The organism is Methylobacterium sp. P5_C11 (assembly GCF_054049775.1).
Genome location: NZ_JBFULS010000044.1, coordinates 1 through 12,963 on the forward strand (window position 1 = coordinate 1; position 12,963 = coordinate 12,963).

General features: G+C 72.6%; 9 protein-coding genes and 1 tRNA gene. 6 read left to right on the plus strand and 4 right to left on the minus strand.

Annotated features, from left to right (window positions below; genetic code table 11):
• Positions 1-122 precede the first annotated feature (122 nt).
• Positions 123-199, plus strand: a tRNA-Met gene (locus tag ACXJKQ_RS20075).
• A gap of 339 nt (positions 200-538) precedes the next feature.
• On the opposite strand, the gene ACXJKQ_RS20080 is transcribed toward ACXJKQ_RS20075, so the two are convergent.
• The 3 genes from ACXJKQ_RS20080 to gcvA all read right to left on the minus strand — a co-directional run bounded on the left by ACXJKQ_RS20080 (position 539) and on the right by gcvA (position 6,104).
• Positions 539-2,587 (minus strand): YgiQ family radical SAM protein, encoded by a 2,049-nt coding sequence (locus tag ACXJKQ_RS20080; protein WP_457107484.1) that lies wholly within the window; start codon positions 2,585-2,587, stop codon positions 539-541.
• 272 nt (positions 2,588-2,859) lie between these two features.
• The gene (locus ACXJKQ_RS20085) at positions 2,860-5,004 is read right to left on the minus strand and encodes a helicase-related protein (RefSeq protein WP_457107485.1); all 2,145 of its coding nucleotides are present in this window, start codon (positions 5,002-5,004) and stop codon (positions 2,860-2,862) included.
• Positions 5,005-5,216: 212 nt separating this feature from the next.
• Complete coding sequence (gene gcvA, locus ACXJKQ_RS20090) at positions 5,217-6,104, minus strand: transcriptional regulator GcvA (RefSeq protein WP_457107486.1); 888 nt, start codon at positions 6,102-6,104, stop codon at positions 5,217-5,219.
• A gap of 93 nt (positions 6,105-6,197) precedes the next feature.
• On the opposite strand from gcvA, the gene ACXJKQ_RS20095 reads away from it, so the two are divergent.
• Positions 6,198-7,418 (plus strand): MFS transporter, encoded by a 1,221-nt coding sequence (locus ACXJKQ_RS20095; protein ID WP_457107487.1) that lies wholly within the window; start codon positions 6,198-6,200, stop codon positions 7,416-7,418.
• A 133-nt stretch (positions 7,419-7,551) separates the two neighbouring features.
• Here the strand turns inward: ACXJKQ_RS20095 and ACXJKQ_RS20100 are convergent, their stop codons facing one another.
• Complete coding sequence (locus tag ACXJKQ_RS20100; protein WP_457107488.1) at positions 7,552-9,276, minus strand: adenylate/guanylate cyclase domain-containing protein; 1,725 nt, start codon at positions 9,274-9,276, stop codon at positions 7,552-7,554.
• Between the two features lie 148 nt (positions 9,277-9,424).
• Between ACXJKQ_RS20100 and ACXJKQ_RS20105 the strand changes: the two genes are divergently transcribed.
• The 4 genes from ACXJKQ_RS20105 (at position 9,425) to ACXJKQ_RS20120 (ending at position 12,953) form a co-directional block, all read left to right on the plus strand.
• Positions 9,425-10,003, plus strand: coding sequence for a DNA-3-methyladenine glycosylase (locus tag ACXJKQ_RS20105; protein ID WP_457107489.1), 579 nt, complete (start codon positions 9,425-9,427; stop codon positions 10,001-10,003).
• A 152-nt stretch (positions 10,004-10,155) separates the two neighbouring features.
• A complete protein-coding gene (locus ACXJKQ_RS20110; protein WP_457107490.1) occupies positions 10,156-11,310 on the plus strand; it encodes a transporter substrate-binding domain-containing protein in 1,155 nt (384 codons plus the stop codon).
• Entirely contained in the window at positions 11,307-11,933 is a 627-nt protein-coding gene (locus ACXJKQ_RS20115; RefSeq protein ID WP_457107491.1) for an ANTAR domain-containing response regulator, read from the plus strand. The genes ACXJKQ_RS20110 and ACXJKQ_RS20115 overlap by 4 nt, the downstream gene beginning before the upstream one ends.
• A gap of 174 nt (positions 11,934-12,107) precedes the next feature.
• Positions 12,108-12,953, plus strand: a complete 846-nt coding sequence (locus ACXJKQ_RS20120; RefSeq protein ID WP_457107492.1) for a nitrilase family protein — start codon at positions 12,108-12,110, stop codon at positions 12,951-12,953.
• Positions 12,954-12,963: the final 10 nt, after the last annotated feature.

A 12,963-nucleotide genomic window follows, 5' to 3' on the forward strand; every position in this document is an offset into this window, starting at 1 on the left:
GCCCATCGCAAACAACACCGGTCCAGACCGGCATTCCCTCGACACGAACACCGATCCGGCCCCGGACACACCGCCCGCGCTCACACGAGCCGGCGCACTCCGGACCAGCCGCACACACTTGGCGCGGGGTGGAGCAGCCCGGTAGCTCGTCAGGCTCATAACCTGAAGGTCACAGGTTCAAATCCTGTCCCCGCAACCAAATCCCAATACCAAACAACCCGCCACGCTCACATGCGCGGCGGGTTTTTCGTTTTCAAGGACGATCGATCCCCGTCGATCAGAAGCCGGTCCGCTCAGGCGGACCGGCTTCTTCGTGCGTTCAGTCCTTCGTGGTCGGGATTTCCGAGCCCGCGGGCCGCTCGAAGGGCGGACCCGTCGGAACCGACCCGTCGCGCTGCGTCGCCAGTGCCGGCCCATGCCCGAGACCTTCGGACCGACGGATCCAGTCCCCGATCACGGGCATATCCGGGTGCCCGGATCGCCCGGGCCGGTCCGAGGGCGCCCGCCCCCGGCCCGGGTATTCCCCGCGACGAGACCGTCACTTCCTCAGCGGGACGCCCTTCGTGGTGAAACGCAGGCCGCCACCCCCGTGGCGCACGGGTCGTGGCCGGTCCCCCGCCTTGCCCGCGCCTGCGCCTGTTCCCGGCGGTTGGGAGAACGGCACTAGCTGGTCCGGGCGCGGCCCGATGAGGTCGGCTCGGCCCATCTCCCGCAGCGCCTCGCGCAGCAGCGGCCAGTTCTCGGGATCGTGGTAGCGCAGGAACGCCTTGTGCAGCCGCCGCTGGCGCAGCCCCTTGATCGCCTCGACCGGCTCGCTGCCGCCGCGGCGCACGCCCCGCAGGGGGTTGACCTCGGTGTGGTACATCGCCGTGGCGGTCGCCATCGGCGAGGGCAGGAACGTCTGGACCTGGTCGGCGCGGTAGTTGTTCTTCTTCAGCCAGAGCGCGAGGTGCATCATGTCCGCGTCGGTCGTGCCCGGATGCGCCGCGATGAAGTACGGGATCAGGTAGTACTTCTTGCCGGCCTCCTTGGCAGCGGCGTCGAACATCTCCTTGAAGCGGTCGTAGGTGCCGATCCCCGGCTTCATCATCTTGTCGAGGGGGCCGCGCTCGRTGTGCTCGGGCGCGATCTTCAGGCGGCCGCCGACGTGATGGGTGACGAGCTCCTTGACGTATTCCGGGCTTCGGACCGCGAGGTCGTAGCGGACGCCGGAGGCGACCATCACCTTCTTGACGCCCTTCACCTCGCGGACCTTGCGGTAGAGCCGGATCAGGTCGTCGTGCGACGTGTTCAGGTTCGGGCAGATGTCCGGGAAGACGCAGGAGGGCAGCCGGCATGCCGCCTCGATCTTCGGGTCCTTGCAGGCCATCCGGTACATGTTCGCCGTCGGGCCGCCGACATCCGAGATCACGCCCGTGAAGCCCGGGGTCTTGTCGCGGATCCGCTCGATCTCGCGCAGGATCGAGCCCTCCGAGCGGTTCTGGATGACGCGGCCCTCGTGCTCCGTGATGGAGCAGAAGGTACAGCCGCCGAAGCAGCCGCGCATGATCGTCACCGAGAACTTGATCATGTCCCAGGCGGGGATCTTCGCGTCGCCGTAGGACGGGTGAGGGGCGCGGGCGTAGGGCAGGTCGTAGACCGCGTCCATCTCGTCGCTGGTCAGCGGGATCGGCGGCGGGTTGAGCCACAGGTCGCGGTCGCCGTGGCGCTGGACGAGCGGACGCGCGTTGCCGGGATTGGCCTCCCGATGCAGGACGCGCGAGGCGCGGGCATAGGCCTCCTTGTCGTCCTTGACCTGCTCGTAGGCGGGGAGCCGGATGACGGTGTCGCCGGGCCGGCGGGTGGCGGCCTCGTCCGCCGAGTCGAGGTCGTCGGCGGGCAGCTCGGTGTAATGGCCGGGCACGCGGCGGAACAGGGCGACGCCCCGGATCGCGTCGAGCTCGTGCGGTGCCGCGCCGGCCGCGAGGCGGTTCGCCACCTCGATCACGGCGCGCTCGGCGTTGCCGTAGAGGAGCAGATCGGCCTTGGCGTCCGCCAGGATCGAGCGGCGCACCTTGTCGGACCAGTAATCGTAGTGCGCGATGCGGCGCAGCGACGCCTCGATGCCGCCGAGCACGATCGGCACGTCCTTGTAGGCCTCGCGGCAGCGCTGCGTGTACACGATGGTGCAGCGGTCCGGGCGCCGGCCGCCTTCGCCGCCCGCCGTGTAGGCGTCGTCGTGGCGCAGCCGCCGGTCCGCGGTGTAGCGGTTCACCATCGAATCGAGGTTGCCGCCGGTGACGCCGAAGAACAGCCGCGGCTTGCCGAGCGCCTTGAACGGCTCCGCCGACTGCCAGTCGGGCTGGGCGATGATGCCGACCCGGAAGCCCTGCGATTCCAGCAGCCTCCCGATGATGGCCATGCCGAAGCTCGGATGATCCACGTAGGCGTCACCCGTCACGAGAACGATGTCGCACGCGTCCCACCCGAGCGCCGTCATCTCGGCGCGGCTCATGGGCAGGAACGGCGCCGCCGCTGCGGCCGGCGGCTTGCGGACGGGAGACGCGCAGGCGAGTGGGGCGGAGGCTTGGAGGTCCATGGGGTCCATGCATAGGCCGCCAGGACCGCGAGCTCAACGAAGGGCTCGGCGCGGTTACGAATCCGCGGCCCGGCACGGGATCTTTCCGACGCGACAGGCGGTCGCGGGCGACCGCCGCGCCTCGGCGGGTCGTGCCGGGATGGCAGGCCGCGGGGCCTCGGCCGCCCCGGACGCCGCCTCTCACCGGGCGGATACGGCCCGCCGGCGATGGGCGTCCCCGCCGCCTCGGGGCGTCGCGCAGCGGAATCCGTAACAGTCCCCGGGCGTGGTCCCGTCCCGCCTCATCGCGCCCCGCCCGTCCGCCGCGTTCGGCGCTCGGCCTTGCGGGTCGCGGTCTCGCGCAGGTGCTGCTCGATGGCGTCGTTGGCGCGGCCGCGCATGTGGCGGATGGCGTCCACGTCGTCGAAGGTCTCGGGGAAGCGCCGCGACAGCCACAGATAGGCGCTGGCGAGCTTCACGGTCCGCTCCTGGTAGTCCAGCGCGCCCGCGAGATTGCCCCGGAGCGCCGGCACCGTGAGTCCGGCGGCCCGGGCCTGGCACCAGCGCTCCAGCAGGCCCATGGCGATCTCGTCGCGCCGGTCGATCGGGCAGACCGAGAAGGCGAACTTCTCCTCGATCGGYAGCCGCGCCCGGTCGACGATCCGGGCGACCTCCAGCACCTCCTCCAGGGCCGAGGGCTGGAACGGCGAGCCGGCGTAGAAGGTCGCGCGGGCGAAGTGGGTGAGCACCTCGTACAGGCTGTGCGTGCGCATCTCCTCGGCCACCGAGCGGATCGCCCCGAGATCCGGGCGGACGAAGAAGCGCGTGTCGGCCGCGGGCGCCGTCGGCGCGCCCGAGAGGGCGGTGCGGATCGGCTCGGCGGCGAACGGGTCGGTCGCCGCCACGTAGCCGACATCCTGGTGGCCGTAGCGGCCGGCCCGGCCGGCGATCTGCCGGATCTCCGAGTGGGTCAGCGCCCGCTCGGCGGTCCCGTCCCACTTGCGCACCGCCGAGAACACGATCCGCTTGAGCGGCCCGAGATTGAGACCCATGCCGATCGCGTCAGTGGTCACCAGCACGTTGGCCTCGCCGGAGCGGAAGCGCGCGGCCTCGGCCCGACGGACCTCCGGCGACAGGGCGCCGTAGATCGTCGCCACCCGGTGGCCGCGGGCGACGAGGATCTCGCGATTCTCGTGCACGGCCCGACGGGAGAAGGCCACGACCGCGTCGCCCGCCTCGACCTTCTCCAGGGGCACCGGCTCCTCCAGGAGCAGGAGCGGCGACTTGCGGGTGAAGGGGATCACCTCCAGCGACTCGTTGGCGGCCTCGGCGGCGCGGCGGACATACGACAGGGCGTCGTCGGAGCCACAGACGATGACGGTCTTGGCGGCGACGCCGAACAGCGCGTTGGTCCAGGCCCAGCCGCGGTCGGGGTCCGACAGCATCTGGATCTCGTCGATCACCGCCACGTCGATGGGCCGCGTCAGGTCGGCGGTCTCGATCGTCCGGGCGGTGTGGGTCGGGTTGGCCTCGCCCAGCACCTCCTCGCCGGTGATCATGCCGGCGCGCAGGCCGCGCTCGCGCAGGGTCTCGAAATTCTCCAGCGCCAGGAGGCGCAGCGGCGCGAGGTAGGCGCCGGTCTCGGCCGCCATCAGGTGCTGGAGCGCCGCGTAGGTCTTGCCGGAATTGGTCGGCCCCATGTGGAACAGGATCGTCCGGTTGAGGCGCCGGGCGGCGGTGAAGCGCTCGATATAGGCGCCGAAGCCGACCTGATCGCGCAGGCGCCGCAGGCGCGAGCCCTCGCGGGCCACCGCCTTGGCGTGCCGGCGCACGGGGGTGAGCGTGTCGTTGAGGCCGCGGGCGAGCTTCGGGCCGTAGGTGAACACCCGGGACCGGAGGGAGCGGTCCATGTGGGCGATGTAGGCGGCGGCATCCGCCCCGACCTCGCGCAGGTCGACGAGGAGCTGCGCCCGCAGCCGGTCGACCGGCTTGTGCAGGGCGCGGGTCGCCTGAAGGGCGGTGCGCGCCACGGCGTCGCGCAAGGGCTCCAGGCGGTGGGCCGGGTCGTTCCGGGCGCCCATGCGCGCCAGGATCTCGGCCGCCTCCGGCTCGGGGGCGATGTCGAGCCGCAGGTCCAGGCGGCCGTTGTCGAGGAGCGGGATCTCGGTCCGGATCAGCCAAGTGATGCGGTGGTCCTTGGTGACCACGGCCCGGAGATTGGGGATCGCTTTCCGGATCGCGGGGATTCCGGTCTCCGCGAAGGCTCGGGCCGCCTGCATCGCGCGGAGCGCCCCGGCGACGCGGTCGTCCTCCACCTCGGCGCCGTAATCGGGCAGGTCGAGCTGGGCGAGCAGCCGGTCGAGGTCGACCGCGTCCGGGGAGAGGCCGAGCCGCCCGAGGGATTCGATCAGGCTCTCGATGGTCGGGCGGAGACGCTTGCGCGCCATGCGGTCACCTTCGGCAGAAGCGTCTGACGCCAACCCGGACTGTATCGGGGGCGTTCCGGATCCGATCCATGCGCCGGACGGAGGAGGCGCGCCATCCCCGACTGCGCGCCACGATCGTCTTTGCGAGCGCAGCGAAGCAATCCAGGCCAACGCGACGCCTGTCAGTGTGGCGCGACACTGGGTTGCTTCGCTCCGCTCGCAAAGACGGGATCTCACGGCCGCCGGGCCGCGTCGGCGAGCCAGGCGCAGAAGGCCCGCACCGCCGGGTCCTCGGCTCGCGGCTCGGGGACGTAGGTGTAGTAGCTCCGCGCCGGCAGGGCGGGGGCCGCGAAGGGCAGGGTCAGGCGGCCGGCCGCCACGTCGTCGGCGATCAGCCGCTCCGGCCCCATGGCGACCCCGAGGCCGTCGAGGGCGGCCTGGAGGGTCAGGTAGAAGTGTTCCAGCGTCACCGAGGCCTGCGGTTGCAGGTCCGGCACGTCCGCCGCCTGCAGCCAGTCCGGCCAGACCCGCGGGAGCGTCGCGGCGTGCAGCAGCGTGTGCTGCCGGAGGTCCTCCGGTGTCTGGAGGGGCAGGCGCTGCAGGAGGGCCGGGCTGCAGACCGGGATGCGGCGCTCGGACAGGAACGGCTCCGCGCGATGGCCCGGGCGCGTCTCCGGACCGCCGCGGATCGCGACATCGAACGACTCCGCGAGGTGCGCCAGGGGCACGTTGGAGGTCGTGAGCCGGACCTCGATCGCGGGGTTGGCCACCTGGAAGCCGGACAGGCGGGGGATCAGCCAGCGCAACGTGAAGGTGGCGAGCGCATTCACGTGCAGCAGGCGCGGCCGGCCGCGCTCGGCCTGGCGGGCCGTGGCCAGGGCGATCCGGTCGAGGGCGGCGCCGATCTCGGTGGCGTAGGCCCTGCCGGCCTCGGTGAGGACCACGCGCCGGTTGTGGCGCTCGAACAGCGGCAGCCCGAGCCAGCCCTCCAGCATCTGCACGTGCCGGCTGACGGCCCCGTGGGTCACCCGCAGCTCGTCGGCGGCCCGGGTGAAGCTCCCGTGCCGCGCGGCCGCCTCGAAGGCCTTCAGGGCGTTCAGCGACGGCAGGCGGCGGTGCACGGGTCAGGTTTCCTCACGCGAGCGTCAGCTTAAGTCGTTTGTCAGCCCCGGGCCAGGGCGCCATCCTGGCTCGGAACCACGAAGGATGGCTGGATGTCCGTCGCGTCCGATCTGACCGCGTCTTCCGAAACCGCGTCCCTGCCGGAGGCCCGGCGGACCCTGGTGGCCACCGGATTCAATCACGCCCTGCACGACGGCTACACCGACCTGATCTACGTGCTGCTGCCGGTCTGGCAGGCGGAGTTCGGGCTCGACTACGTGGCCCTGGCCCTCCTGCGCTCCCTCTACAACGGCGCCCTGGCGGCGCTGCAGATGCCGGCGAGCCGCCTCGCCCAGTCCTGGGGCGCGCGCACCGTGCTGGTGCTCGGCACGCTCCTCAGCGCGGCCGGCTACGCGATCGCCGGTGCCTCGGGCGGCCTCATCGGGCTCGGCATCGGGCTCCTGCTCGGCGGCGCCGGCAGCAGCACCCAGCATCCCCTGGCCTCGGCGGTGATCGCCCGGGCCTACGGCCCCGGGGCGCGGGGACCCCTCGGCACCTACAATTTCACCGGCGACCTCGGGAAGGCGGCGGTCCCGCCCGTGGTCGGCCTGCTGCTGACGCTGACGGGCTGGCGGCACGCGCTCTGGGTGATCGCCGGCGCGGGGATCGTGGTCGCGCTGGCCGTCGGGTGGCTGCTGCCGCGTGAGCCGGCCTCACGCGGCGAGTGCACGCCCTCCGGACGGACGGCCAGCCGACCCGCGGCCGGCTCGCGGCGCGGCTTCCGGCTGCTCGTCGCCATCGGCATGCTCGACAACGCCGCGCGGCCGGCCTTCCTGCTGTACCTGCCGTTCCTTCTGCAGGACAAGGGTGCGGCGCTGACCACGGTGGGCCTCGCGCTGTCGCTGGTCTTCGTCGGCGGCGCGCTGGGCAAGGCGGTTTGCGGGCGCCTCGGGGAACGCCTCGGCGTGACCCGGACCGTGATCCTCACCGAGACCGGCACGGCGCTCGCGATCCTGGCGGTGATCGTCCTCCCGCTGGCGCCCGGGCTGATCCTGCTGCCGCTCCTCGGCGTGATGCTGAACGGCACCTCGTCGGTGCTCTACGGGACGGTGCCGGAGCTGGCCCCGGGCGGCCGGGTCGAGCGGGCCTTCGCGGTGTTCTACACCTGGACGCTCGGCGGCAGCGCGCTGGCGGCGCCGCTGCTCTACGGGCGGCTCGGCGACGCGGCCGGCCCGCGCTGGGCGGCCGTGGCGGCGGCCGGGACCGCGCTCGCCGTGGTGCCGCTGATGCTGATCCTGGCGCCGCGCCTGGGATCGGCGCGGCAGCGGGCCTGAGGGGGGCAGGTCATGCGGTCGCCTTGCGGATCACCCGTCATCGCGAGCGCAGCGAAGCGACCCAGGGCAGCGGGACGTCTGCAGGGTCGGCGCCACCCTGGATTGCTTCGCTGCGCTCGCAAGGACGGAAGCATCAGAGGCTGCCCAGGGTGCTGACCCGCACGGCCTCGGACCGGCCGTCCACCGCCGCGTCCCGGATCCGCGCCGGCGCCACGCGGGCCGCCCGATAGACCGCCTCCGACACCACGGCGACGCAGCCGAGGGTCTTGGTCAGCCCCTGGAGGCGGGCGGCGACGTTGACGGTGTCGCCGAGCGCCGTGAAGCGGGCATCGGTGGCATCGCCCATCTCGCCGACGATGGCGGGACCCGCATGCACGCCGATCCCGTACCGGAGCGTGTGCTCCAGATCGGCCGCCAGCAGCCGGTTCAGGGTGTCGACGGCCTCGGCGATGAGGTCGATCGCCCGCAGGGCGTCCCGGGCGGCCTGTTCGGGCTCCGTCTCCAGGCCGAACAGCGCGAGCAGACCGTCGCCGAGGAACTGGTTGGTCGAGCCGCCGGCCTCCCGCACGGCGTCGCCGACCGCGCCGAGGAAGCGGTTGATGATGAACACCGTGTCGTAGGGCAGGCGCTCCTCGGCGAGCCGCGTCGAGCCGCGCAGGTCGACGAACATCGCCACGATGAAGCGCTCCTCGCCGGACTGCGCCCGGTCTAGCAGGTCGGCCTGGCGCACGCGCGGCTGCGGCGGGAGCAGCGGCACCACGGCCATGTCGGTCTCGGGCCGGAACTGGCAGGCGAGGCGCACCCCCGGGCCGGCGGCGATGCGCTCCAGCACCGCCCGCTCGGTGCGGCCGGGCGTGGGCGCGCCGTCGCTGCCGTCCGTCACCCGGATCCGGCAGGTCGAGCACCGCCCGCGGCCGCCGCAGACGCTGGCATGGGGGATCCGGTTGCGCCGGCTCGCCTCCAGCACGCTGGTGCCCCGGGGCACCCGCACCACCCGGCCGTCCGGATAGCTGAGCCGGATCGTGCCGCGCTTGACCTCGGCCAGCGTCCGCGCGCCGCGGGCCACGAGGACCGCCGCCACGAGGCCCGCATAGGTCCCGAGCAGCCCGTTCCGGATGGCGGCGAGCCGCGCCACCTGATCGGGCAGCCCGACATGGACCGGCTGGAGGGCCACCGCCCGCCACGCCGGATCCTGCGCCAGGGTGAGGATCATCCGGCCGCCCTGCGCGAAGCCCAGCAGCGCCAGGACCGGCACCAGCACCGCCAGCGCCAGCAGCCAGGGCGCGATCCTCCCGAAGGCGGGCTTCAGCCGCAGCCAGAAATACAGGCCCATGCAGCCGTGGATCCAGGCCAGGACCAGGACCGTCACCTGCAGGAGGCCCTGCGTCGGCGAGGCGATCCAGAAGGCGTAGAGTTCCTGCGCGTAGCCCTTGTCGAGCCCCTCGGTGACGAAGGAGATCCGGGTCGCCGTGATGTGGCTGATGAGGAGCGTCGGGATCAGCAGGCCGGAGACCAGCTGCAGGGCCTCGGAGGGCCGCCAGTGGAAGAAGCGGGCCGCGTAGAGCGCCTGGAGCCCGAGCAGCAGATGGGTCACCAGCGCGCCGTAGAGCAGCGTCAGGCCGACGGGGTTCAGCCAGACGGCGGTGACGAGGTCGAGGCCGTCCTCCATGGCGTCGAGGGAGACGTTGCCCAGGGCGTGGTTGAGCAGGTGGGTCAGCACGTAGCCGAACAGAATCAGGCCGCTGGCCAGCCGGAGGCGCCGCAGGTTCAGGCGGATCCGCGCGGCCTGCGCGGCGGATCGGGGTTGCGCGCCCGCATCGGCGGACCGGAGCGTCGCGGTCGAGGCTGTGCGCACCATGCTGGGAGGTCCGAAGGGATCGGTTCTGAGACCGCCATTCACGGCCCCTCGTACCAGCAAGACTTCTGCCCCGCCCGATTTATTTCTCCGCGACCGCCATTCACGCGTTCTTCGGCGCGCCCGCCGGAACGCCGCCCCGGGAGTCCCGATGCTGGAGCCCTTCTTCGCCCGAAGCGCCGCCGCGGTGGCCCGCGACCTGATCGGCGCCCGTCTGTTCGTCGGCGCGGCGGGCGGGATCATCGTCGAGACCGAGGCCTACGACCGCAGCGATCCGGCCTCCCACAGCTTCCGCGGCCCGACGCGGCGCAACGCCAGCATGTTCGGGCCGCCGGCCCACGCCTACGTGTACCGCTCCTACGGGATGCACTGGTGCCTGAACCTCGTCTGCGAGCCCGGCAGCGCCGTGCTGCTCCGCGCCCTCGCGCCCACCGAGGGGCTCGCCGCCATGGCGGCCCGCCGGGGCACGGAGGCGCCGCGCCTCCTCTGCGCCGGCCCCGGTCGCCTCTGCCAGGCCCTCGGCGTCACCGACGCGCTGGACGGCGCGCCCCTCGCGCGGGCGCCGTTCCGGTTCGAGCCCCGCGCCCCGGGCGACCCCGAGGCCGTCGACGTGGTCAGCGACCGGCGCATCGGGATCAGCCGCGGCGCCGAGACGCCCTGGCGCTTCCTGCTCGCCGGCTCCCGGTTCGTGAGCCGGCCGGCGCGGACGGCGGGTCCGGCCGCCGGGTGAGGGCGGCCGGACCCGCGGGACGCGGCGTTGCCCCCTTTCCCCCCGGGTCCGCCCCCGGCGGCCCGGGGAACGGCTTTCGCGGCGGGTCCTCCCTCGGCTAGGACAGCGGGGCGCGCAGCCGTCCGGGCGCCTGCGGCGAGCCCGGGGGGACCATGGCGGCCAAGGATGAAGCGACGTGGCGGGTCGGCGTCCTGTTCTCCCGCAGCGGGGTGAGCGGCGTCACCGAGACCGAGCACTTCCTCGGCACAGCCCTCGCCATCGAGGAGATCAACACGGCCGGCGGCGTGCTCGGCCGCCCGATCGAGCCGGTCTGCTACGATCCCGCCGGCGACATCGACGCCTACCGCACCCTGGCCCGGCGGATGCTCGCCGAGGACGGGGTCGAGGTGGTGTTCGGCTGCTCGCTCTCGGCGAGCCGGAAGTCGGTGCTGTCCACCATGGAGCGGCACAACGGCCTGCTCTGGTACCCGTCGATCTACGAGGGCTTCGAGTACTCGGAGAACATCATCTACACCGGCGCGACCCTCAACCAGAACGTCTTCGCCCTGGCCGACTACCTCCTGCAGGAGCAGGGGCGGCGGATCTTCCTGATCGGGTCCGACTACATCTACCCGCGGGAATCGAACCGGGTCATGCGCGACCTGATCGAGGCGAAGGGCGGGACCATCGTGGGCGAGCTGTACGCGGCCCTCGACGCGGATGACGCGGCCCACGCCGCCATGATCGCGGCGATCCGCGACGCCGCGCCGGACGCGGTCTTCTCCACCGTGGTGGGGCGCGGGGCCGAGCGGCTCTACCGCGCCTACGCGGAATCCGGCATCGACCGCGCCCGCTGCCCGATCGCCAGCCTGACCCTGGCGGAGGGCCAGATCCACGCGATCGGCCCCGAGCACTGCACCGGCCACGTCCTGGCGGCCCCGTATTTCGGGTCGCTCGCAAGCGAGGAGAACCGGCGCTTCGTCGCCGCCTTCCAGGCCCGGTTCGGGCCCGAGCGCCCCACCAGCATGTGGTCGGAGACCGCCTACGCGCAGGTCCATCTCTTCGCCCGGGCACTCACGGAGGCCGGCACCCTCGACGCCGAGCGCCTCGGCGCGGCGGCCCTGCGGCAGCGCCTCGCGGCGCCGGAGGGCGACCTCGCCTTCGACGGCGAGACCCGCCACATCTGGCTCACCCCCGGCATCGGCGTCGCCCGCGCGGACGGTCAGTTCGACGTGGTCTGGCGGGCGCGGCGGCCTGTGCGGCCCGATCCCTATCTCGCGTGGTCCCGGTTCGAGACGAACTGGCTGGAGGAGGGGCTCGCCGCGTGACCGCCCCCGCCCGCAAGATCCTGGACGACCTGCGGCGCGCCCGCGCCCTCGTCATCCACCCCAAGGACGAGGAGGGCGCCGCGCTGCTGGAGCAGCTCCGCCGCCTCGGCTGCGCGGTGTCCCTGGCGTGGCCGCCGCCCGCCGCCCTGCCGGCCGACATCGATACCCTGTTCATCCAGCTCGACGACGCCCAGGTGATGCACCTGCTGCCGTCGATCGAGGCGCTGGAGCCCGCCGTGATCGCCATCGTGGCCTACGAGAGCCCGACCTCCCTGAAGGCGATCGCCGACGTCAACGCCCACGGCGTGCTCAACAAGCCGCTCCATCCGCGGGGCGTGCTGACCCAGTTCGCCCTGGCCCGCTACCGGCGCGGCTACGAGGGCCGGCTCACCAGCAAGATCAACCGGCTGGAGGAGACCATGAAGGGCCGCCGCACCGTCGAGAAGGCGGTCCGGCTGCTCGTGGACCTGAACCGGATCGACGAGGACGCCGCCTACAAGCTGCTCCGGGACCGGGCCACCGCCGCCCGCGTGCCGATGTCGAGCGTCGCCGAGAGCGTGGTCTCGGCCCACGAGGCGATGAGCGGTCTCGGCCTGCGCATCGCGTTGGCGGAAAAGACCTGATCGCAGCAGCCTGCCGCATTTATGGTCTTGCAGTCCGTACCGGGGCGCGTATCGTAGTCTAACCGGGCAAGGTTGCCCCGCAGCAGGATTGCTGCACTACATCACGGCTTTGAAGCCTCTGGTTCGCGGACGATTGCGTCCGTGCCCAGGGGCTTTTTGCGTTTTGGAGCTTTCATGATCCAAGCGAACGGTTCCGCGCGCCCACCGATACGGGTCTCCTGTATCCAGTTCGAGCCGCAGATCGGCGAAGTTGCGGCCAATATGGCCCGTGCGTCGGATCTCGTCCGCGCCGCCGCCGCGGAGGGCGGCCGGCTGATCGTGCTGCCGGAACTCGCCAGCACCGGCTACGTGTTCGACTCCGCCGCGGAGGCCGCCGCGCTCGCCGAGCCGGTACCGGACGGGCCGACCACCCGGGCCTGGGCGGCGCTCGCCGCGGAACTCGGCGTGCACGTCGTGGCGGGGATCGCCGAATCCGCCGGCGACGTCCTCTACAACGCCGCCGTGATCGTCGGGCCTGAGGGCTACATCGGCACCTACCGCAAGGCGCATCTCTGGGACCAGGAGAACGTGTTCTTCGCCAAGGGTGACCTCGGCTTCCCGGTCTTCGAAACGGCGCTCGGCAAGGTCGGCGTCGCGATCTGCTACGACGGCTGGTTCCCCGAGACCTTCCGGCAGCTGGCGCTCGGCGGCGCCGAGATCGTCTGCATCCCGACCAACTGGGTGCCGATGCCCGACCAGCCCGCGGGCGAGGCCGCCATGGCCAACACCCTGCACCGCGCGGCGGCCCATTCGAACGGCATCTTCATCGCCTGCGCCGACCGGGTCGGGATCGAGCGCGGCCAACCCTTCGAGGGCCAGAGCCTGATCATCGGCCCCAAGGGCTGGCCGCTCGCCGGCCCGGCGAGCCGGGACCGCACCGAGACCCTCTCGGCGCTGGTCGACCTCGCCGAGGCCGGCCGCAAGGACCTGAACACGCACAATTCCCTGCTGCGCGACCGCCGCACCGACATCTACGGCTGATCCGCGATCC

Coding starts and splice junctions, on each gene's coding strand:
- ACXJKQ_RS20095 (WP_457107487.1), top strand. CDS start 6,198: ATGTCCGTCGCGTCCGATCTGACCGCGTCTTCCGAAACCGCGTCCCTG.
- ACXJKQ_RS20100 (WP_457107488.1), bottom strand. CDS start 9,276: ATGGTGCGCACAGCCTCGACCGCGACGCTCCGGTCCGCCGATGCGGGC.
- ACXJKQ_RS20105 (WP_457107489.1), top strand. CDS start 9,425: ATGCTGGAGCCCTTCTTCGCCCGAAGCGCCGCCGCGGTGGCCCGCGAC.
- ACXJKQ_RS20110 (WP_457107490.1), top strand. CDS start 10,156: ATGGCGGCCAAGGATGAAGCGACGTGGCGGGTCGGCGTCCTGTTCTCC.
- ACXJKQ_RS20120 (WP_457107492.1), top strand. CDS start 12,108: ATGATCCAAGCGAACGGTTCCGCGCGCCCACCGATACGGGTCTCCTGT.